The organism is Nonomuraea aridisoli, from assembly GCF_003236395.1.
GTDB classification, from domain to species: Bacteria; Actinomycetota; Actinomycetes; order Streptosporangiales; family Streptosporangiaceae; genus Nonomuraea; species Nonomuraea aridisoli.
This window is the reverse complement of the sequence record NZ_POUD01000190.1, coordinates 1-18,006: the sequence shown is the minus strand read 5'-3', so window position 1 is coordinate 18,006 and position 18,006 is coordinate 1. Positions and strand designations below refer to the sequence as shown.

Sequence of the window (18,006 nt, the reverse complement as noted above, 5' to 3'; positions counted from 1 at the left end):
GTCATCGGGGCGGCGGGGCGCGGGCGGGCGATGGCCGCGAGCGTCCGCCGGATCACCTCGCCGCTCGCCGGCCGCCTGGCCGGGTCCTCCGCCAGCATGGCCAGCACCAGCCGGTCCAGTTCGGCGGGCACCTCGGGCCTGATCGTGCTCGGCGGCGCGGGCGGCCCCTGGGGCGTGCCCTCGAAGGGCGGGCGCCCGCAGAGCAGCTCGTAGCAGACGCAGCCGAGGGCGTAGAAGTCGCCGGGCACCTGGGCGGCCTGCCCGGCGGCGCGTTCGGGGGCCGCGTAGCGGCTGCTGTCCCGCGCGGTCTCGCGCTCGTCCATGCCGAAGCCGACGACCTTGAGCACGCCGCTCGCGGCCAGCCGGAAGCTGCCGGGATCGACCCGGCCGTGCACGACCCCGGCCCGGTGGGCGGCGTCGAGCCCGGCCGCCGCCTGCCCGATCAGGTCGCACACTTCGACGATCTTCAACGGCCCGCGCGCGGCCAGCTCCTCGCCGAGGCTGAGCCCGGTCAGGAACTCCATCACCAGGAACGGCGCCCCGTCGTGGTCGCCGACGTCCAGCACCATGGCCACGTTCGGGTGGATCACTCTGGCCACGGCCTGGGCGTGCTGCCTGAGCATCTCCCGGGTGGCGGCACCGGCCGCCCTGGCGCGCAGCACCTTGACGGCCACGACCCAGTCGGCGCGCGTGTCGTACCCCCGCCAGACCTCGCCCATCGGCCCGCTGCCGATGCGCTCGTCGAGTCGGTACCGGTCTGCGACCAAGGACGGCGTCGCGTCGGACATATCCCCGCCAATTACTCGAATATCAGGAGTTTTCCGACCCACCATAGGCCCGCTGCGCACCCCACCGCCCCGGATCGGCCGCCCCAGGCCCTCGACATGCCAAACGGATGAAGGGGAGCCGGGCGTACCGGCTCCCCTTCATCCGGCGGTGGGTACGGCGGCGGGTCAGGCGGCGGCGGGCTGCGGCACGCGCGGGGCGGCCGGGGCGTCGTCGAGCGGCTGCGGCGGCGCGTTGAACACCGCGGTGTCCAGACGCCCCTCGGAGCGCGCCACCAGGACCGGCACCACCATCTGCCCCGTGACGTTGGTCGCGGTGCGCATCATGTCGAGGATCGGGTCGATGGCCAGCAGCAGGCCGACGCCCTCCAGGGGCAGCCCCAGCGTGCTCAGGGTGAGCGTCAACATGACGGTCGCGCCGGTCAGGCCCGCCGTCGCGGCCGAGCCGATCACCGAGACGAACGCGATCAGCAGGTAGTCCCCCACGCCGAGCGGCACCCCGAAGACCTGCGCCACGAAGATCGCGGCGAGCGCCGGGTAGACCGAGGCGCAGCCGTCCATCTTGGTGGTGGCGCCGAAGGGCACCGCGAAGGAGGCGTAGTCGGCGTCCACACCGTTGCGCCGGATCGTGACCCGCTGCGTCAGCGGCAGCGTGCCGACCGACGAGCGCGAGACGAACGCCAGCTCGATCGCCGGCCAGGCGTTGCGGAAGAACCGCACGGGGCTGACCTTGCCCCAGACGGCCAGCAGCGTCGGGTAGACGGCCAGCAGCACGACGAAGCAGCCGATGTACACGCCGGCGCTGAACTTGGCCAGCGGCGCCAGCAGGTCCCACCCGTACGTGGACACGGCCTTGCCGATCAGGCCGGCGGTGCCGATCGGGGCCAGCCGGATGACCCACCACAGGGCCTTCTGCACCAGCTCCAGCACGGAACGGGCAAGGTTCAGGAACGGCTCGGCCCTCTCGCCGACGGCCAGGGCCGCCGCGCCGAGCACGACGCCGAGGAAGACGATCTGCAGGACGTTCACCTCGGTGAAGGCGGTGACGACGTTCGTCGGCACGATGCCGGTGACGAAGCCGAGCCAGGAGCCCGCGCGCTCGGGGGCCGCGGCGGTGCCGGTGTCGAGGGTGACGCCCCGGCCGGGGTCGATGAGCAGGCCGAGCCCGATGGCGAAGGCCACCGAGACGGCCCCGGTGATCAGGAACCACATCAGCGTCTTGGACGCCAGGCGGGCCGCGCCGTTGACGTTGCGCAGGTTGGCCACGCTCACCAGCACGGCGGTGAACACCAGCGGCGGCACGGCGAGCTTGAGCAACTGGACGAAGAGCTGGCCGACGTGCGTGAGGGTCTGGGTCAGCCAGGCGACGTCCCAGAGCCGGGCGGCGAAGCCGAGCGCGACGCCGATCACGAGGCCCAGCAGCAACTGCAGGGAGAAGGAGAATCTCTTCACGAAGAAAGCTTTCGGAACGTGGGCATGCCGCGGCACACCCAGGTGAGGTCGGGGGTCGGTGCGGAAGCGGTCAGCGACAGAGCGACCCGCGCCACCGGCACAGGTCGATGTGCAACCGCTCGACGAGCCGCACGGACACCGGGATGAACCTCACGAGCTCCTTCAACACCCGTGAAGGTAGGACGATTCCCGGGATCTACCCGGCGATCTCCTTGATCGTGGCGATCAGCCGCACCCGCTCCTCGTGGGTCCGGCCGAGCGGCGAGACGTTGAGCGTGGTCACGCCCGACTCCTTCAGCGCCTGGACGCGGTCGCGGACGAAGCCCTCGCTGCCGATCAGCGACGTGCGCTCCAGCAGCTCGGCCGGCACCAGGGCGGCCGCCTCGTCCTTCTTGCCCTCCAGGTAGAGGTCCTGGATCTGCTCGGCCTCCTTCTCGTAGCCGTAGCGGCGGGCCAGGTCGTTGTAGAAGTTCGTGCCCTTGGCGCCCATGCCGCCGATGTACAGGGCCGCCATCGGCCGCCCGAACTCCCGCAGCCCCGCCACGTCGTCACCGATCGCGAGGGTCGCCTGCGCGATCACGTCGAGCTCGCCGAGCTCGGGGTCGCGCCTGGCCTGGCCCGCGGCCAGCGAGGGGCCCCAGACGTCGGCGGCCTTCTCGGGCAGGTAGAAGATCGGCTCCCAGCCCTCGGCCAGCTCGGCGGTCAGCTCGACGTTCTTGGGGCCGATGGCGGCGACCACGATCGGGATGCGGCTGCGTACGGGGTGGTTGATGAGCTTGAGCGGCTTGCCCAGGCCGGTGCCCTGGCCGGGCGGGAGCGGCAGGGTGTAGTGCTTGCCGGCGTGCTCGACGCGCTCGCGCCGCCACACCTTGCGGCAGATCTCGATGACCTCCCGGGTACGCCCGAGCGGCGCGGTGTACGGCACCCCGTGGAATCCCTCGATCACCTGCGGCCCCGAGGCGCCGAGGCCGAGCGTGAAGCGCCCGTCGGAGACGAAGTCGAGGCCCGCGGCCGTCATGGCGAGCAGCGTCGGCGTGCGGGAGTAGATGGGCAGGATGCCCGAGGCGATCTGCAGCCGCTCGGTCCTGGCCGCGATGTAGCCCATCTGGCTGACCGCGTCGAACGAGTACGCCTCGGCCACGAACACGATGTCCAGCCCGGCCTTCTCGTAGTCGGCCAGCTCGGCGACCGTCTCCTTGAAACCGCCCGAGTAGTTGAGTGCCATACCGATCCGCATGCCGGGCTCCCTGTGAACCGAATGTTGTTCCGTTTCGACCTGGACAGGTTATCGCGTCCACGTGCCGGGACGGCAGCCGCTAGCGTAGATCGCGTGCTGAGTCGGGTCGTCGTCATCGTCTCCGCCGTGGTGGCCGGAGCCCTGGCGGGGCATGCGCTGATCCCCGCGTTCGGCGGGTTCACGCCGGTCCTGGAGAGCGTGCTGCCCTGGGTCGGGCTGACCGTCCCGCTGCTGCTCGTTCTCGCCGCGCTGGCACGCTCCACCGTGGCCGCCGTCGCCGCCCTGGTGCCGGGGCTGGTGTGGGCCGCGATGTTCGGCTCCACGCTGCTGGCCACGCCGCCGGGCGGCCCCAGCGACCTGGCGGTCGGCACGGTCAACGTGGGCGTGCGCAACAACGCCTCGGGCGAGGCCGTGCGCCAGATCGCCAAAGACCTCGACCTGCTGGCCGCGCAGGAGCTGACGGTCGGCGGCCCGGCGGCCCGGCAACTCAACAAGATGTTCAAATACCGCTATCCGGTCAGCACGGTCGGCCTGTGGAGCCGCTACCCGATCAGCGACGCCAGGCCGCTCGACATCGGCCTGGGCTGGCCCCGTGCCCTGCGCGCGGTCGTCAGCACCCCCAAGGGCAAGGTGACCGTCTACGTCATGCACCTGGCCTCGGCCAGGCCCGGGCAGACCACCTCGCGCGACGCCACGCTGGCCCGGGCGCGCAAGCTCATCGACGCCGACCGCAGCAAGCGCATCCTGCTGCTCGGCGACCTCAACACCGCCACCACCGACCGCGGCATGCGCGGGCTGACGCCGCCGCTGGTCGACGCGCAGCGGGCGGCGGGCGACGGGTTCGGCTTCACGTGGCCGTCCGCGTTCCCGATCACGCGGCCCGACCACATCCTGTTCCGCGGCATGACGGCGACCAAGGCGGGCGTGGCTCCGGCCACGGGCAGCGACCACCGCGCGGCCGTCGCCTCACTCCGCCTCTAGCAGGTCCAGGTCGGCGGGGGTGTCGATGTCGGCCGGGTCGCCGTAGGCGTCGCACGCCACCTCGGTGACCAGCTCGGGATGGGCCTTCAGGTACGGCCGCGCCCCGACGTCCCCCACGGCCAGCTCGGCCACCCCGGCGAAGTGCTCGCGGCCGATCAGCACGGGGTTGCGGCGCCGGCCGCCGTACGTGGCGACCGCGAGGCCGGCGCCGGAGGCGATCAGCGCGCGTACCGCCTCGGGGCGGATCAGCGGCTGGTCGACCAGCGCCACCACCACCGCCCGGGCCTGCGGCGGCAGCGCGGCGAGGCCCGCGCGCAACGACGAGCCCATGCCGGAGGCCCACCGCGGGTTGTGCACGGTCACCGCGCCGTCCACCTGCGCCTCGGCCGCGCCGAGCACGACCACGACGGGGTGGCAGCCGCCCTCGGCCAGCAGGCGCACGCCCCGGTCGACCAGCCGCTCGCCCGCGTACTCGACGAGAGCCTTGGGCCGGCCCAGCCGCGAGCCCCGGCCGGCGGCCAGCAGCAGCCCCGCGACCTCGCTCACGCCGACTCGTGGTGGATGCGGCCCCGCGTGGTGGACAGCGGGCGCCCGGAGCCGCCCCAGCGCAACTGGATCAGCTCGGCGGCGATGGACACGGCGGTCTCCTCGGGCGTGCGGGCGCCGAGGTCGAGGCCGATGGGCGAGCGGAGCCGGGCCAGCTCGTCGTCGGTCAGCCCGGCCTCGCGCAGCCGCTCCAGGCGGTCCTCATGCGTGCGGCGCGAGCCCATGGCGCCCACGTAGCCGGCGCCGGTGCGCAGCGCCACCTCCAGCAGCGGCACGTCGAACTTCGGGTCGTGGGTGAGCACGCAGATCACCGTACGCTCGTCCACCTCGACGGAGGCGAGGTAGTCGTGCGGCCACTTGACCACGACCTCGTCGGCGTCCGGGAACCGCTTGGCGGTGGCGAAGATCGGCCGCGCGTCGCAGACCGTGACGTGGTAGCCGAGGAACTTGCCCACCCGCGCCACCGCCGCGGCGAAGTCGATCGCCCCGAACACCAGCATCCGCGGCGGCGGCGCGAACGAGTGCACGAACACCCCCAGGTCGTCCAGCCGCCGCTCGCCCTGCGGCCCGTAGCGGCGCACGCCGGTCAGTCCCTGGGCGAGCATGCCGCGGGCGTCGTCGTCCACGGCGTCGTCGAGGCGATCCAGGCCGAGCGTGCCGGAGGAGCGGTCGGGCCAGATGATCCGGCGGGCGCCGACCCGGCCCGGCCCCGACACGACGGTGGCCACGGCGACGGGCTCGTGCGCCTCCACCGACGCGGCGATCTCGCCCAGCTCGGGGAACGACTCCCGCGAGACCGGCTCCACGAAGATGTCGATGATGCCCCCGCAGGTGAGGCCCACGGAGAAGGCGTCGTCGTCGCTGACGCCGTAGCGTTGCAGGACCGGCTCGCCGAGGTCGGTGGCGAGCTCGAACACCGCGCCCTCCACGCAGCCGCCGGACACGCTGCCGACCACCTCGTCGCCGCGCACGGCCATGGACGCGCCGGGCGGCCGGGGCGCGCTGCTCCACGTGCCCACCACCGTCGCCAGTCCGAACCTGGCACCGGACCGCCACCACTCCATGATCTCCGGCAGCACGTCACGCATGGGCGAGCCTTTCGCTGAGTTGCTCGTAGGCGGCCAGGCTGTGCCCGGCCACCAGGTCGTCGAGGTACGGCAGAGCGGCCCGCATCCCGCCCGTGAGCGGCTGGTAGTCCGCGTACCCCTTATGAGGATTGACCCAGATTATGCGGTACGCCTGCCGGGACAACCGCGCCATCTGCGCCCCCAGCAGTCCGGGGTCGCCGCGTTCCCAGCCGTCGGAGGCGATCACCGCGATCTCGCCCCTGGCGCTGGAGCGGGTGAGGAACTCGCGCAGCTCCTCGCCGAGCCGGGTGCCGCCGCTCCAGTCGGGGATGGCCTTGGACACCTCGTTGAGCGCGGTGCCGGGGTCGCGGTGGCGCAGCTCGGCGGTGATCGGGGTGAGCCGGGTGCCGACCGAGTAGACGCGGGTGGCCCGCGGCTCGCTCGTGACCAGCGCGTGCGCGAACCGCAGCAGCGTCTCGGCGTACGGCGCCATCGAGCCGCTGACGTCGACGAACAGCACGACCCTGCGCGGGCGCGTGGTGTGCCGGCGGTGGCGCAGCCGGGCCACGTCGCCCTTCCTGAGCGCCTCGCGGATGGTGCGGCGCCGGTCGAGCACGCCCCGGTGGGAGCTCTCGAACCGCCGCGAACGCCGCCGGGCCCGGCCGGCGCGCAGCATGGCGAGCATCCGGTGCACCTCCTCGCGCTCGGCCTCCGTCAGCCGGGCCACGTCGCGGTGGCGCAGCACCTCGATCCGGCTCGCGGTCGTGGGCGCCGCCGTGCCGTCGTCGTCGCCCGCCTCTCCGTCGCCGCCGTCCGCGGCCAGGTGCCGGGTGACGCTCACGGTGGCCGTACGCGCGGAGGCGGCCCGCAGCCCGCCGAAGTAGGCGGCGAAGCAGCGGTCGTAGCGGGGCAGGTCGTCGGGGGTGGCGCACAACGTCAGCCGCCCGGCCCAGTAGACCTCGCCCGGGTCGGTCACGTCGAGGTGGGCGAGCGCCTTGAGCAGGTTCTGGGTGCGTTCGTGGTCGGCCCCGACGCCCGCGGCGCGCAGCGTCCTGGCGAACGCCGTCATGGTCGCGGCCAGCTCATCCATGACCCTGCGGCCCTGCGAGCAGCCCGTTGCCCATGACGGTGGCGACGTCCTCGCGGTATTTCAGCGCCGCCCCGAGCGTGGCCGCGGCCAGGCCGGGGTCGAGCTCCCTGGCGCCGAGCGTCAGCAGCGCCTCGGTCCAGTCGAGCGTCTCGGCCACGCCCGGCGGCTTGACCAGGCCCGCCTGCCGCAGCCGCCCGGCCGTCCGCGCCACCTGCGTGGCGAGCGTCTCGGTGCAGCCGGGCAGGCGCCGCAGCAGGATGGCGACCTCCCGGTCGAACGCCGGATGCTCCAGCCAGTGGTAGAGGCAGCGCCGCTTGAGCGCGTCGTGCACCTCACGGGTGCGGTTGGAGGTGACGACCACGACCGGCGGCGTCTCGGCGCGGATCGTGCCGAGCTCGGGGATGGAGATCGTGAAGTCGGAGAGCACCTCGAGCAGGAACGCCTCGAACTCGTCGTCGGCGCGGTCGATCTCGTCCACCAGCAGCACGCTGGGCTGCGTCTCGATCGCCTTCAGCAGGGGCCGGGCGATGAGGAAGCGGCGGTCGTAGATCTCGCCCTCCAGCCGGCCCACGTCGGTGACGCCGGCGGCCTCGGCGGCCTTGAGGTGGAGCAGCTGGCGGGCGAAGTCCCAGTCGTACAGGGCCTGGGCGGCGTCGAGCCCCTCGTAGCACTGCAGCCGGATGAGCGGCGCCTCCAGCAGCGCGGCCAGCGTCTTGGCCAGCTCGGTCTTGCCGACCCCCGCCTCCCCTTCGAGGAACAGCGGCCGCCCCATCCGCAGAGCGAGGAAGGCTGCCGTGGCCAGCCCCTCGTCGGCCAGATAGGCGTGCCGGTCGAGCAGCTCGATGAGCTTCGCCGGCGACTCGATGTCCGTTGCCTTGATTGTCCGCCCCAGCACCCCTTCAGGCTACGTCGGCGGCGGCCCGCGGGCACTACGGGATCGTCACTTCTCGCGCGCTTCGCCGCGCTCGCGGATCAGGGCGGCGAGCTCGGCGGTGGCCTGGCGGGCGCGCGCCTTCTCCGAGCCCTGGATGCCCATCGCGCCGATGGTGCGCCCGTCGGTGAAGTCGATGCGCGGCCAGGGGTCGCCCACCAGGAGCGTCACATCGAGGACCTCCGGCCAGGAGTAGCGATGGGTGCGGACGGCGTTGACGAGGGTCAGGCCCTCCTCGTCGGCCTCCACCCGCACCCGGCCGAGCAGATGCAGCACGTACGCCACCGCGCACCCGAACGCCACGATCGCCAGCCGGTCGGCCAGCTGGAACGGGTCGGCGATGTGGACGGCCATCACCACCGCCCCCGCGACGATCAGCACGGCGAAGCCGTAGGCGACGATCCTTCCCCGGCGGGGACGCCAGGTCACGGGCAGGGGCGGAGGCTTGACGAGCTCGGGCACGAGGGAAACCTACCGCAGGTCAGCGGAGGTCTCGAAGGAGGAGGGCCGTCTCCAACGCGGCAACGGTGGATTCATACCCCTTGTCCTCTTTACTGCCGGGAATGCCGGACCGGTCGAGGGCCTGGTCGATCGTCTCGCACGTGAGCACGCCGTTGCCGACCGGCGTCTCCTCGTCCAGCGAGATCCGGGTCAGCCCCGAGGTCACCGAGTCGCAGACGTAGTCGAAATGGGCCGTCTCGCCGCGGATGACCGCGCCCAGCGCCACCACCGCGTCGCAGCGGCGGGCCAGCGCCTGGGCCACCACCGGGATCTCCAGCGAGCCCGGCACCCGCAGCACCGTCGCCGTGGCGCCGCTGTCGTCGCACGCCTGCACGGCCCGCGACACCAGCTGGTCGGTGATCTTGGCGTGCCAGCTGGCCGCCACGATCCCCACCGTCAGCCCCGACGCGTCGGGCACCGAGATGCCCGGACGTCCTTCCCCGCTCATGACGCCTCCGAGATGTCGTGACCAAGGCGGTCGCGCTTGGCCTTGAGGTAGCGCTCGTTGTAGGAGTTCATGGCCACGGGCATCGGCTCGCGCCCGAGGACCTTGATGCCGTAGCCGTCCATGCCCTTGAGCTTGGCCGGGTTGTTGGTGAGCAGCCGCACCGACTTCACGCCGAGGTCGGCCAGGATCTGCCCGGCGTTGGAGAACTCCCGCGCGTCGACCGGCAGCCCCAGCTCGAGGTTGGCGTCGACGGTGTCGCTGCCGTTGTCCTGCAGGTTGTAGGCCTTGAGCTTGGCCAGCAGGCCGATCCCCCGGCCCTCGTGACCGCGCAGGTAGACGACCACGCCCTTGCCCTCCTGCGCGATGGCCGACATGGCGTTGTCGAGCTGCACGCCGCAGTCGCAGCGCAGCGAGCCGAGCACGTCGCCGGTCAGGCACTCGGAATGCGCCCGCACGAGGATGTTCTCGCCGTCGCCCAGCTCGCCGAGGACGAGCGCCACGTGCTCGCCGCCGTCGAGCGCGCTGGCGTACCCGTACGCCCGCCACATCCCGTACGCGTTGGGCAGCCGCGTCTCGGCGACGCGGGTGACCATGCTCTCGGCCCGCCGGCGGTAGTCGACGAGCTGCTCGATGGAGACCAGGGCCAGGTCGTGCTCGTCGGCGAAGCGGCGCAGCTCGGGCAGCCGGGCCATGGTGCCGTCGTCGTTGACCACCTCGGCCAGCGCCCCCGCGGGCGACAGCCCGGCGATCCTGGCCAGGTCGACGGCCGCCTCGGTGTGGCCGCGCCGGGCCAGCACGCCGCCCTCCCGGTAGCGCAGCGGGAAGACGTGGCCGGGACGCACCAGCTCGTCGGGCTCGGTGGCGGAGTCGGCGAGCGTGCGGATGGTCTTGGCCCGGTCGGCCGCGGAGATGCCGGTGGTGACGCCGTCGCGGGCGTCCACGGTGATCGTGTACGCCGTGCGCAGGCGCTCCTTGTTGTGCACGACCATGAGCGGCAGGCCGAGCCGGTCGAGCTCCTTGCCCTCCATGGCCACGCAGATCATGCCGCTGGTGTGGCGGATGGTGAACGAGCACAGCTCCGGCGTGGCCTTGGCCGCGGCGAAGATGAGGTCGCCCTCGTTCTCGCGGTGCTCGTCGTCGACGACCACGACGGGCTTGCCGGCGCGGATGTCCTCGATGGCCCGCTCGATCGGGTCGAGTTTGATGTCCGTCATCGCGCCACCGCCACAGTCAGGGCCGCCGTACGGTATTCACGCAGCCATTTCACGAACCCGATCACCACCAGAACGAAGAAGATCCCGTACACGGCCCCGGAGACCACCAGGCCCGAGCTGAACGCGAGCGGCACCCCGACGATGTCGACGGCCACCCACACGATCCAGAAGTCCACCAGCGCCCTGCCCTGCGCCCACGTGGCCAGCGCGCTGCCGACGAAGATGTAGGCGTCGGCCGCCACCAGGAACGCGCCCCTGGGCAGCGGCTCCTGAGCGCCCCACGACAACCCGGTCACGTAGAACAGCAGCCCGACCAGGGCGGTGCCGACCAGCAGGGCGCCGATCAGCACCGAGCGCTCCCACCACCGCGCGGGGCGGATGGCCAGCTTCGCGCCGCCCTGCGTGCCGCGCCGCCAGGCCCACCAGCCGTAGACGGCCAGGCCGGCGAACAGCGCCTGCTTGAGCGCGTTGCCGGTGATGTGGGCGTTGACGGAGGCGATGAACAGCAGCACCGAGCCGGCGAACTGCACCGGCCACGTCCACATCGACGCGCGCATGGCCAGCAGGACCGTGGCCAGGGCGGCGATGTTGCCGGCCAGGTCGGTCCAGAGCACGTGCGTGCCGAATATGTCGAATCCGGCCTCGGCCCAGCTCATGGCCTGACCACCAGCCTCTCCACGTACTTCGCGATCACGTCGACCTCGATGTTCACCACGTCGCCCACCCGGCGTTCGCCGAGGGTGGTCAGCTTCAGCGTGGTGGGGATGAGACTCACGCCGAAGCCTTCGTCGTCAACCGTCGTGACCGTCAGGCTGATTCCGTCGATGGCGATCGAGCCCTTCTCCGCGACGTAACGGGCGAGCGACTCGGACAGCGAGAAGCGCAGATTGTCCCAGTTGTCGCCGGGCTCGCGGGAGAGCAGCACGGCGGTGCCGTCGACGTGCCCCTGCACGATGTGACCGCCCAGGCGCTGGTCGGCGCGTACGGCGCGCTCCAGGTTCACCGCCGAGCCCTCCGCCAGCGCGCCCAGGGAGCTGCGGTCGAGTGACTCCTTCATCACATCGACGGTGAACACGTCGTCCTCGACCGTCACGACCGTGAGGCACACGCCGTTGACGGCGATCGAGTCGCCGTGCTTGGCGTCGGAGGTGACGAGCGGGCCGCGCACCGAGAGCCGGGCTCCGCCGCCCGCGTGCTCGATGGCCACCACGTCGCCTTTTTCCTCGATGATTCCGGTGAACATCACTGCTCCTTGCCGGGGTGGGGGACGGGCCGGGCGATCAGCCGTACGTCCGGGCCCATGGGTGAGATTTCGTCGAAGGTCAGGCGGTGGAGGTCGCCGATCGTGCCGGCCCCGGCCGCTCCGAGCGCGGCCGGCCCCGAGCCGAGCAACGCGGGCGCGAGATAGGCCACCACGCGGTCGACCAGGCCCTGCGCGACGAACGCGCCGGCCAGCGTCGGGCCGCCCTCCAGGAACACGCTGACCACGTCGCGCGCGGCCAGCTCGCGCAGCAGGGCGTCCAGGTCGAGGCGGCCGTCGCGGCGCGGCAGGCGCAGCAGGTCGGCCTTGAGGTCGGCGCCGGCGTCGTCGGCCACCGCGACCAGCGTCGGCGCGGCGTCGTCGAGGACGCGGGCGTCCCGCGGCGTCCGCCCGTCGGTGTCGACCACGACCCGCAGCGGGACCCGCACGACGCCCCCCGCATTCTCGGGGCGGGCCGTCAGGCGGGGGTCGTCGGCCAGGACCGTGCCGATCCCCGCCATGATCGCGTCGGCGGCGGCGCGCATGCGGTGCACGTCGGCCCGCGCCTCGGGCGAGGTGATCCACTGGCTGGTGCCGTCCTCCGCGGCCGACCTCCCGTCGAGCGTGGCGGCGAACTTCCAGGTCACGTGGGCGCGGCCGAGCCGGGCGTACGTGAGCCACTCCTCGTTGACCCGCTCGGCCTGCGCGGCCAGCACCCCCACGGTCACCGCGACGCCGTGGGCCCGCAGCCGCGCCGCGCCGCCCGCCGCCTTGGGATTGGGGTCGGGCACGGCGACCACCACGCGGGCCACGCCCGCCTCCAGCAGCGCCCGGCTGCACGGCCCCGTGCGGCCGGTGTGGTCGCAGGGCTCCAGCGTGACGTACGCCGTGCCGCCGCGGGCCCGCTCCCCCGCCTGCGCCAGGGCCACGACCTCGGCGTGCGGACCGCCCGCGTACGCGTGGAAGCCCTCACCCGCGACCCGCCCCTCGGCGTCGAGCACGACGCAGCCCACGACGGGGTTGGGGCTGGTGCTGCCATGGCCGAGACGGGCCAGCTCGACGGCGCGTGCCATGGGGACGGCGTCGTGCGCCGGAATCTCCACCCGGGTCTCCTACTCGCCAGTAGCTCCAAGCCACGGCGGGCCCCGGGGGATCATCGTGATGCGTGAATGCACCACGTCAGGCGCCCGGCTGGGACACCGGACACCGCGCGCGCTTCCTCCCATCCGGACTTTAACCGTCGGTCCCGGAATTTCACCGGGTCAACCGGCCGATGGCATCGGCCGGGTCGCGGACTGTCACCGCCGGTTCGGACTTTCACCGACCCCGGAGCACGCTAGCTCTTTCGGATACCAGTGTGCCATGCCATCCCACGAGCCCGCGACGGCCCCTCCTCCACCGCGTACGCGCAGGCGAGAGCGTTCCGGAGGTTCGGCGGCCGAGCGTGTATTAGTGCGCAGAACGCCGGCCGCGGCCCTGTCATCATGCGAGATCGTCCGAACGAGCAACACCCCCGCCATGGACGCCGTACCGGCGCCTGGCGACGAGGAGAGATTCTGTGAGTACCGAGTACGCGAGGGACGTCCACCCCTCGCGACGGCGGATGCGGTCGTACGGCCTCGTCATGGCCGCGACGGCCATGGCCGCCATGGGCTCCCTGACGGCCGCACCGGCCTCGGCGACCACCGCGGCCACGACGGCCACGCCCGTCACGGCGATGGCCGCACCGCCCAGCGGCTCCACCACCGTGGTGAACAAGAACAGCGGCAAGTGCGTGGACGCCTTCGCGGCCGCGACCGCGAACGGCACCGCCGTCCAGCAGTACCGCTGCAACGACACCGACGCGCAGCTCTGGCGGTTCCAGCCGACCGACAGCGGCTACTACCGCGTCGGGTCGGCCATCGACCCCGCGCAGGTCTGGGACGACAAGGACGTCTCACCCTCCGACGGCGGCCAGATCCAGCTGTGGTCCTATTCCAACGGCGCCAACCAGCAGTGGAAGCCGGTCGACGAGGGGAACGGCTTCTACCACTTCGTCAACCGCTTCAGCGGCAAGTGCCTGGACGTGCCCGCCGCCTCGACCGCGGACTCCGTCCGCCTCCAGCAGTACACCTGCAACGGGTCGGCGGCGCAGTCGTTCAGCATGGGCGCCCCCGCCGCGCCGGCTCCGGCGCCCGGAACGCCCGACCTCGGCCCGAACGTCCTCGTCTTCGACCCGTCGACGTCGGCCGCCACCGTGCAGAGCGCGGTCAACGGCGTCTTCGGCAAGCAGGAGCGCAACCAGTTCGGCGGCCAGCGGTACGCCCTGCTGTTCAAGCCGGGCTCGTACGACGTGAACGTGAACGTGGGCTTCTACACCCAGGTCCTCGGGCTCGGCCTGTCGCCCGACGACGTCACGATCAACGGCACCGTGCACGCCGAGGCCGACTGGTTCGACGGCAACGCCACGCAGAACTTCTGGCGCGGCGCCGAGAACCTGTCGGTCACCCCGCCCAACGCCAGTGACCGCTGGGCGGTCTCGCAGGCCGCGCCGTACCGCCGGATGCACCTGCGCGGCAACCTCGCCCTCGACGACGGCGGCTGGTCGAGCGGCGGTCTGATCGCCGACTCCAAGATCGACGGCCGGGTCAACTCGGGCTCGCAGCAGCAGTGGCTGACCCGCGGCTCGCAGATCGGCGGCTGGTCCGGCGACAACTGGAACCACGTCTTCGCCGGCGTGGGCGGCGCGCCCGCCACCTCCTTCCCCACACCGTCGTACACCACGGTCGGCACGACGCCGGTGATCCGGGAGAAGCCGTTCCTGTACGTCGACCAGGCCGGTGACTACCGGGTGTTCGTGCCCGCGCTGCGGCGCGACGCCCAGGGCGCGAGCTGGACGTCCGGCACGACGGCGGGCTCCTCGATCCCGATCGGCGACTTCTTCATCGCCAAGCCGGGCAACACGGCGGCCGACCTCAACGCGGCGCTGGAGGCGGGCAAGAACCTGCTGTTCACGCCCGGCGTCTACCACCTCACCGACACGATCAAGGTGACCCGTCCCGACACCGTGGTGCTCGGCCTCGGCCTCGCCACGCTGCAGGCGGACAACGGCGTCATGGCCATGTCGGTCGCCGACGTCGACGGCGTCAAGGTCGCGGGCCTGCTCATCGAGGCCGGCACGACGAAGTCGCCGGTGCTCATGCAGGTCGGCCCGGCCGGCTCCGGCGCGAGCCACGCGGACAACTCGACGTCGCTGCACGACGTGTACTTCCGCATCGGCGGGCCCATCGCGGGCAAGGCCGCCCAGAGCCTCGTGATCAACAGCTCGGACGTGATCGGCGATCACATGTGGCTGTGGCGGGCCGACCACTCCGACAACGACCACCCCGGCACCGTCGGCTGGACGACCAACCCCGCGGACACCGGCCTGGTCGTCAACGGCGACGACGTCACGATGTACGGCCTGTTCGTCGAGCACTACCAGAAGTACCAGGTGATCTGGAACGGCGACGGCGGCCGGACGTACTTCTTCCAGAACGAGCTGCCGTACGACCCGCCGACCCAGTCGGCCTGGATGAACGGCGCCACCAAGGGCTACGCGGCCTACAAGGTGGCCGACTCGGTCACCCAACACGAGGCGTGGGGCCTTGGCAGCTACGCGTTCTTCAACGTGAACCCCGCTGTCGTGGAGGCGCACTCCTTCGAGGTGCCGGACAAGCCGGACGTGAAGTTCCACAGCCTGATCACCGTCTCGCTCGGCGGCAAGGGCACCATCTCCCACGTGGTCAACAACACCGGCGCCGCCGCCAACTCCGGCAGCACCGAGTCCACGCTGAAGAACTACCCGGCCGGCTCGACCGGCACGATCACCAACCGGGCCAGCGGCAAGTGCATCGGCGCCGCCGGCGGCAACACCGTCAACGGCACCGCGGTCGACCTCTACTCCTGCGTGGGCGACGCCACCCAGCAGTGGACGGTGAGCTCCGACGGCTCCATCCGCACCGCCGGCAAGTGCCTCGACGTGGCGAACTCCGCCACCAACGACGGCGCCAAGGTCCAGCTCTACGACTGCAACGGCAGCGCCGCGCAGAAGTGGTACTTCACCCCGGCGTTCGACATCGTCAACCCGCACGCGGACAAGTGCCTCGACCTGACCGGCAACTCCACCGCCGACTTCACCAAGGTGCAGCTATGGAGCTGCACCGGCGCCTCGAACCAGAAGTGGGCCGCGCCCAGCGGTCTGCCCTCGGCGGCGTCCTGATCCGGCAGTGCCAATCCCCTAGGACCCGCTTCCCGGCGGGTTCACGACGACAGGCCCGTCACGCCGTGGCGGGCCTGTTCGCGTCCCCAGCAGCGACGCCGTGGCCCTAGGCGGTCATGATGCGCTGCGCGCGGCGCGCCGCGGGGCTGTAGCGGACCTGTCCGGGCACCAGGCCGAGGCCCGTTTGCAGCGTGCGGAGCGTGGCGGTGGCCCACAGGTCGCCGAAGGGCGTGGCGGGCAGGCCGTACAGACGTCTCGCCCAGCGCGGCAGCGTCTCGAACGACAGGAACGTCAGCGCGGGCAGCGCGGGCTTGAGCGGCGTCAGCAGCAGCGGCAGCGGCGCGTTGAGCGACAGGCGCAGCGGGTGGGACGCCTCCGGGACGAACCGCAGCCCCGGCCGCTGTGCCTCGATGTAGTCGTGCAATTCGGCCACCGACCCCGGCACCTCGTCCGCCTTCAGCCCCACCACCTCGGCCGCCCGCCGCCACTCGGCGACGAACGCGTCGGCCTCGTCGTCGCTCAGCCGCACCCCGGCGCGCCGGGCGACCGACAGGTAGGAGTCGACCTCGCCCACGTGGACCCAGCGCAGCGCGTCGGGCTCGTCCAGTCGGTACGTCTCGCCGGTGTCGGGGTCGTGGGCGGTGAGCGTGGCGTGGATCTTGCGGACCCGGCGGCCGGCGCGCTCGACCTCCTCGGTGCTGCCGTACGTACGGACCCGGACGAACTCGGAGGTCCGGACGAACCGCGACCAGGCCTCGTTGGGGTCGAGGAGCGCGGAGTTCTGCAGGACGCCGCGCATCGCCCGCGGGTGCAGCCCCTGCATGAGGAGCGCGCGGATGCCGCCCACCAGCAGGATCGGCTCGCCCATCACCCGCCAGGTCACCGAGCGGGGACCGAAAATCCCATGGTCGCCCATACGTGAGGAACTACCCGGACGGGCGGGGGTTCATGTAGCAAGCGTACGATTGGCCGCGGCGCGCAGGGCGTCGACGGCGGCCTGCGGGTCGGAGGCGCCGTAGACGGCGCTGCCCGCCACGAACACGTCGGCCCCGGCCTCGGCGCAGCGCTCGATGGTGCCGGCGTCGACCCCGCCGTCGACCTGCAGCCAGATCCGGCCGCCGTGCCGCTCCACGAGCTCGCGGGCCCGGCGCACCTTCGGCAGCACGACGTCGAGGAACTTCTGGCCGCCGAAGCCCGGCTCGACGGTCATGAGCAACATCATGTCGATCTCGCCGAGCAGGTCGGCGTACGGCTCGACGGGGGTGGCCGGGTTGAGCGCGAGGCCCGCCCTGGCGCCGAGCGAGCGGATCTCGCGCAGCGTGCGGATGGGGGCCTTGGCGGCCTCGGCGTGGATGGTCACGCTGCCGGCCCCCGCCTCCGCGTACTGCGGCGCCCAGCGGTCGGGGTCGGCGATCATGAGGTGGCAGTCGAGGGGCGTCGCGGTCGCCTTGCGCAGCGCCTCCACCACGGGCAGGCCGAGCGTCAGATTGGGCACGAAGTGGTAGTCCATGACGTCGACGTGCAGCCAGTCGGCGTTGGGCACGGCGGCGGCCTCGTCGGCCAGCCGGGCGAAGTCGGCGGCGAGGATGCTGGGCGAGATCTGTACGGCCATGATGGCTCAGTCTATTGACATCCCGCGGGCCCCGGCGGCGCAGGCTACCTCGCGACCTCGTGGTGAACGGGCCGCCGCCCGGCCGGCGACATCAGGCCCAGCCTGATGAACAGCAACGGCGCGCCCACCTGCACCCACAGCGTCAGCAGGGCGTAACTGGCGTAGGTGGCGGCGAGGCTCTCGGGGAACAGGTCGCGCTCGGCGTACCAGATGAGCACCGCCACCGCCATTCCCAGCGCCCAGCGCGCGGTGCGCACGGCGGGCGGCCCGCCCGCGTCGAACCATCCCAGCCGGTACATGATCGACGCGCCGGCCAGCGTGCCGAGCAGCACGCCCGCCATGACGACGACGGTCTCCAGGCTCTCGGGATCGATCACGCCCGCGGGCCCCCACGCCCGCGGCCGCAGCCATCCCGCGTACGGGGCGTTGGCCAGCAGGGCCGCACCGATCAGCGCGCCCGACAGGGCCACGGAGACGCCCAGCTGCGCCCCCAGGCTCCGCCGCCGCCACCACGCCACCGCGGGCCGCTCGGCCTTCGCGACGAGCAGCAGCACGGCCACTCCGAGCAGCACGCCGACCACCACGTCGGAGATGAAGTGCACCCCCAGGTACACCCGGCTCAGGCACACCAGCGCGATCACCCCTCCGGCGACCCACCACCC

General features: G+C 72.4%; 18 protein-coding genes and 1 riboswitch. Of the genes, 2 read left to right on the top strand and 16 right to left on the bottom strand.

Annotated features, from left to right (window positions below):
- From C1J01_RS33255 to C1J01_RS33245, 3 genes are all read right to left on the bottom strand, one after another.
- Positions 1–788: serine/threonine-protein kinase (locus C1J01_RS33255; RefSeq protein WP_181449094.1), on the bottom strand; the 788-nt coding region annotated here is incomplete at its 3' end.
- 165 nt (positions 789–953) lie between these two features.
- Positions 954–2,237 carry a dicarboxylate/amino acid:cation symporter gene (locus C1J01_RS33250; protein WP_111182931.1) on the bottom strand — a complete coding sequence of 428 codons (1,284 nt, stop codon included), beginning with the start codon at positions 2,235–2,237 and terminating at the stop codon, positions 954–956.
- Positions 2,238–2,433: 196 nt separating this feature from the next.
- Positions 2,434–3,474 carry an LLM class F420-dependent oxidoreductase gene (locus tag C1J01_RS33245; protein ID WP_111182930.1) on the bottom strand — a complete coding sequence of 347 codons (1,041 nt, stop codon included), beginning with the start codon at positions 3,472–3,474 and terminating at the stop codon, positions 2,434–2,436.
- Positions 3,475–3,567: 93 nt separating this feature from the next.
- On the opposite strand from C1J01_RS33245, the gene C1J01_RS33240 reads away from it, so the two are divergent.
- Complete coding sequence (locus C1J01_RS33240) at positions 3,568–4,455, top strand: endonuclease/exonuclease/phosphatase family protein (RefSeq protein ID WP_111182929.1); 888 nt, start codon at positions 3,568–3,570, stop codon at positions 4,453–4,455.
- On the opposite strand, the gene C1J01_RS33235 is transcribed toward C1J01_RS33240, so the two are convergent.
- From C1J01_RS33235 to ribD, 10 genes are read right to left on the bottom strand one after another with little or no spacing between them, the layout of a single operon-like run.
- Complete coding sequence (locus tag C1J01_RS33235) at positions 4,441–5,001, bottom strand: nucleotidyltransferase family protein (protein ID WP_111182928.1); 561 nt, start codon at positions 4,999–5,001, stop codon at positions 4,441–4,443. The genes C1J01_RS33240 and C1J01_RS33235 overlap by 15 nt on opposite strands.
- Positions 4,998–6,089 (bottom strand): XdhC family protein, encoded by a 1,092-nt coding sequence (locus C1J01_RS33230; protein ID WP_111182927.1) that lies wholly within the window; start codon positions 6,087–6,089, stop codon positions 4,998–5,000. Before C1J01_RS33230 ends, C1J01_RS33235 begins: the two co-directional genes overlap by 4 nt.
- A complete protein-coding gene (locus tag C1J01_RS33225) occupies positions 6,082–7,158 on the bottom strand; it encodes a vWA domain-containing protein (protein WP_111182926.1) in 1,077 nt (358 codons plus the stop codon). The genes C1J01_RS33230 and C1J01_RS33225 overlap by 8 nt, the downstream gene beginning before the upstream one ends.
- The gene (locus tag C1J01_RS33220) at positions 7,151–8,053 is read right to left on the bottom strand and encodes an AAA family ATPase (protein ID WP_181449092.1); all 903 of its coding nucleotides are present in this window, start codon (positions 8,051–8,053) and stop codon (positions 7,151–7,153) included. Before C1J01_RS33220 ends, C1J01_RS33225 begins: the two co-directional genes overlap by 8 nt.
- A gap of 45 nt (positions 8,054–8,098) precedes the next feature.
- The gene (locus C1J01_RS33215; RefSeq protein ID WP_235854835.1) at positions 8,099–8,551 is read right to left on the bottom strand and encodes a PH domain-containing protein; all 453 of its coding nucleotides are present in this window, start codon (positions 8,549–8,551) and stop codon (positions 8,099–8,101) included.
- A 19-nt stretch (positions 8,552–8,570) separates the two neighbouring features.
- On the bottom strand, positions 8,571–9,038 hold the full coding sequence (ribH, locus tag C1J01_RS33210; protein ID WP_111182925.1) for a 6,7-dimethyl-8-ribityllumazine synthase: 468 nt from the start codon (positions 9,036–9,038) through the stop codon (positions 8,571–8,573).
- On the bottom strand, positions 9,035–10,252 hold the full coding sequence (locus C1J01_RS33205) for a bifunctional 3,4-dihydroxy-2-butanone-4-phosphate synthase/GTP cyclohydrolase II (protein ID WP_111182924.1): 1,218 nt from the start codon (positions 10,250–10,252) through the stop codon (positions 9,035–9,037). The genes ribH and C1J01_RS33205 overlap by 4 nt, the downstream gene beginning before the upstream one ends.
- Positions 10,249–10,908, bottom strand: coding sequence for a nicotinamide mononucleotide transporter family protein (locus C1J01_RS33200; protein WP_111182923.1), 660 nt, complete (start codon positions 10,906–10,908; stop codon positions 10,249–10,251). Before C1J01_RS33200 ends, C1J01_RS33205 begins: the two co-directional genes overlap by 4 nt.
- Positions 10,905–11,495 carry a riboflavin synthase gene (locus C1J01_RS33195; RefSeq protein WP_111182922.1) on the bottom strand — a complete coding sequence of 197 codons (591 nt, stop codon included), beginning with the start codon at positions 11,493–11,495 and terminating at the stop codon, positions 10,905–10,907. The genes C1J01_RS33200 and C1J01_RS33195 overlap by 4 nt, the downstream gene beginning before the upstream one ends.
- Complete coding sequence (gene ribD, locus C1J01_RS33190; RefSeq protein ID WP_235854834.1) at positions 11,495–12,595, bottom strand: bifunctional diaminohydroxyphosphoribosylaminopyrimidine deaminase/5-amino-6-(5-phosphoribosylamino)uracil reductase RibD; 1,101 nt, start codon at positions 12,593–12,595, stop codon at positions 11,495–11,497. Before ribD ends, C1J01_RS33195 begins: the two co-directional genes overlap by 1 nt.
- A gap of 105 nt (positions 12,596–12,700) precedes the next feature.
- Positions 12,701–12,831, bottom strand: a riboswitch (FMN riboswitch).
- A 219-nt stretch (positions 12,832–13,050) separates the two neighbouring features.
- On the opposite strand from ribD, the gene C1J01_RS33185 reads away from it, so the two are divergent.
- On the top strand, positions 13,051–15,732 hold the full coding sequence (locus C1J01_RS33185; RefSeq protein WP_146615812.1) for an RICIN domain-containing protein: 2,682 nt from the start codon (positions 13,051–13,053) through the stop codon (positions 15,730–15,732).
- Between the two features lie 106 nt (positions 15,733–15,838).
- Here C1J01_RS33185 and C1J01_RS33180 read toward each other — a convergent pair whose 3' ends face one another.
- From C1J01_RS33180 to C1J01_RS33170, 3 genes are all read right to left on the bottom strand, one after another.
- Positions 15,839–16,600, bottom strand: a complete 762-nt coding sequence (locus C1J01_RS33180; RefSeq protein WP_235854833.1) for an oxygenase MpaB family protein — start codon at positions 16,598–16,600, stop codon at positions 15,839–15,841.
- Between the two features lie 78 nt (positions 16,601–16,678).
- The gene (gene rpe / locus C1J01_RS33175; protein ID WP_111182919.1) at positions 16,679–17,344 is read right to left on the bottom strand and encodes a ribulose-phosphate 3-epimerase; all 666 of its coding nucleotides are present in this window, start codon (positions 17,342–17,344) and stop codon (positions 16,679–16,681) included.
- 44 nt (positions 17,345–17,388) lie between these two features.
- A partial coding sequence (locus C1J01_RS33170) for a phosphatase PAP2 family protein (protein WP_146615811.1) occupies positions 17,389–18,006 on the bottom strand: 618 nt, incomplete at its 5' end.

Excerpts from the sequence above, each read along its gene's own strand:
- C1J01_RS33245 (WP_111182930.1), bottom strand. The coding sequence starts at position 3,474 with ATGCGGATCGGTATGGCACTCAACTACTCGGGCGGTTTCAAGGAGACG.
- C1J01_RS33230 (WP_111182927.1), bottom strand. The coding sequence starts at position 6,089 with ATGCGTGACGTGCTGCCGGAGATCATGGAGTGGTGGCGGTCCGGTGCC.
- C1J01_RS33225 (WP_111182926.1), bottom strand. The coding sequence starts at position 7,158 with ATGGATGAGCTGGCCGCGACCATGACGGCGTTCGCCAGGACGCTGCGC.
- ribH (WP_111182925.1), bottom strand. The coding sequence starts at position 9,038 with ATGAGCGGGGAAGGACGTCCGGGCATCTCGGTGCCCGACGCGTCGGGG.
- C1J01_RS33205 (WP_111182924.1), bottom strand. The coding sequence starts at position 10,252 with ATGACGGACATCAAACTCGACCCGATCGAGCGGGCCATCGAGGACATC.
- C1J01_RS33200 (WP_111182923.1), bottom strand. The coding sequence starts at position 10,908 with ATGAGCTGGGCCGAGGCCGGATTCGACATATTCGGCACGCACGTGCTC.
- C1J01_RS33195 (WP_111182922.1), bottom strand. The coding sequence starts at position 11,495 with ATGTTCACCGGAATCATCGAGGAAAAAGGCGACGTGGTGGCCATCGAG.
- C1J01_RS33180 (WP_235854833.1), bottom strand. The coding sequence starts at position 16,600 with ATGGGCGAGCCGATCCTGCTGGTGGGCGGCATCCGCGCGCTCCTCATG.
- rpe (WP_111182919.1), bottom strand. The coding sequence starts at position 17,344 with ATGGCCGTACAGATCTCGCCCAGCATCCTCGCCGCCGACTTCGCCCGG.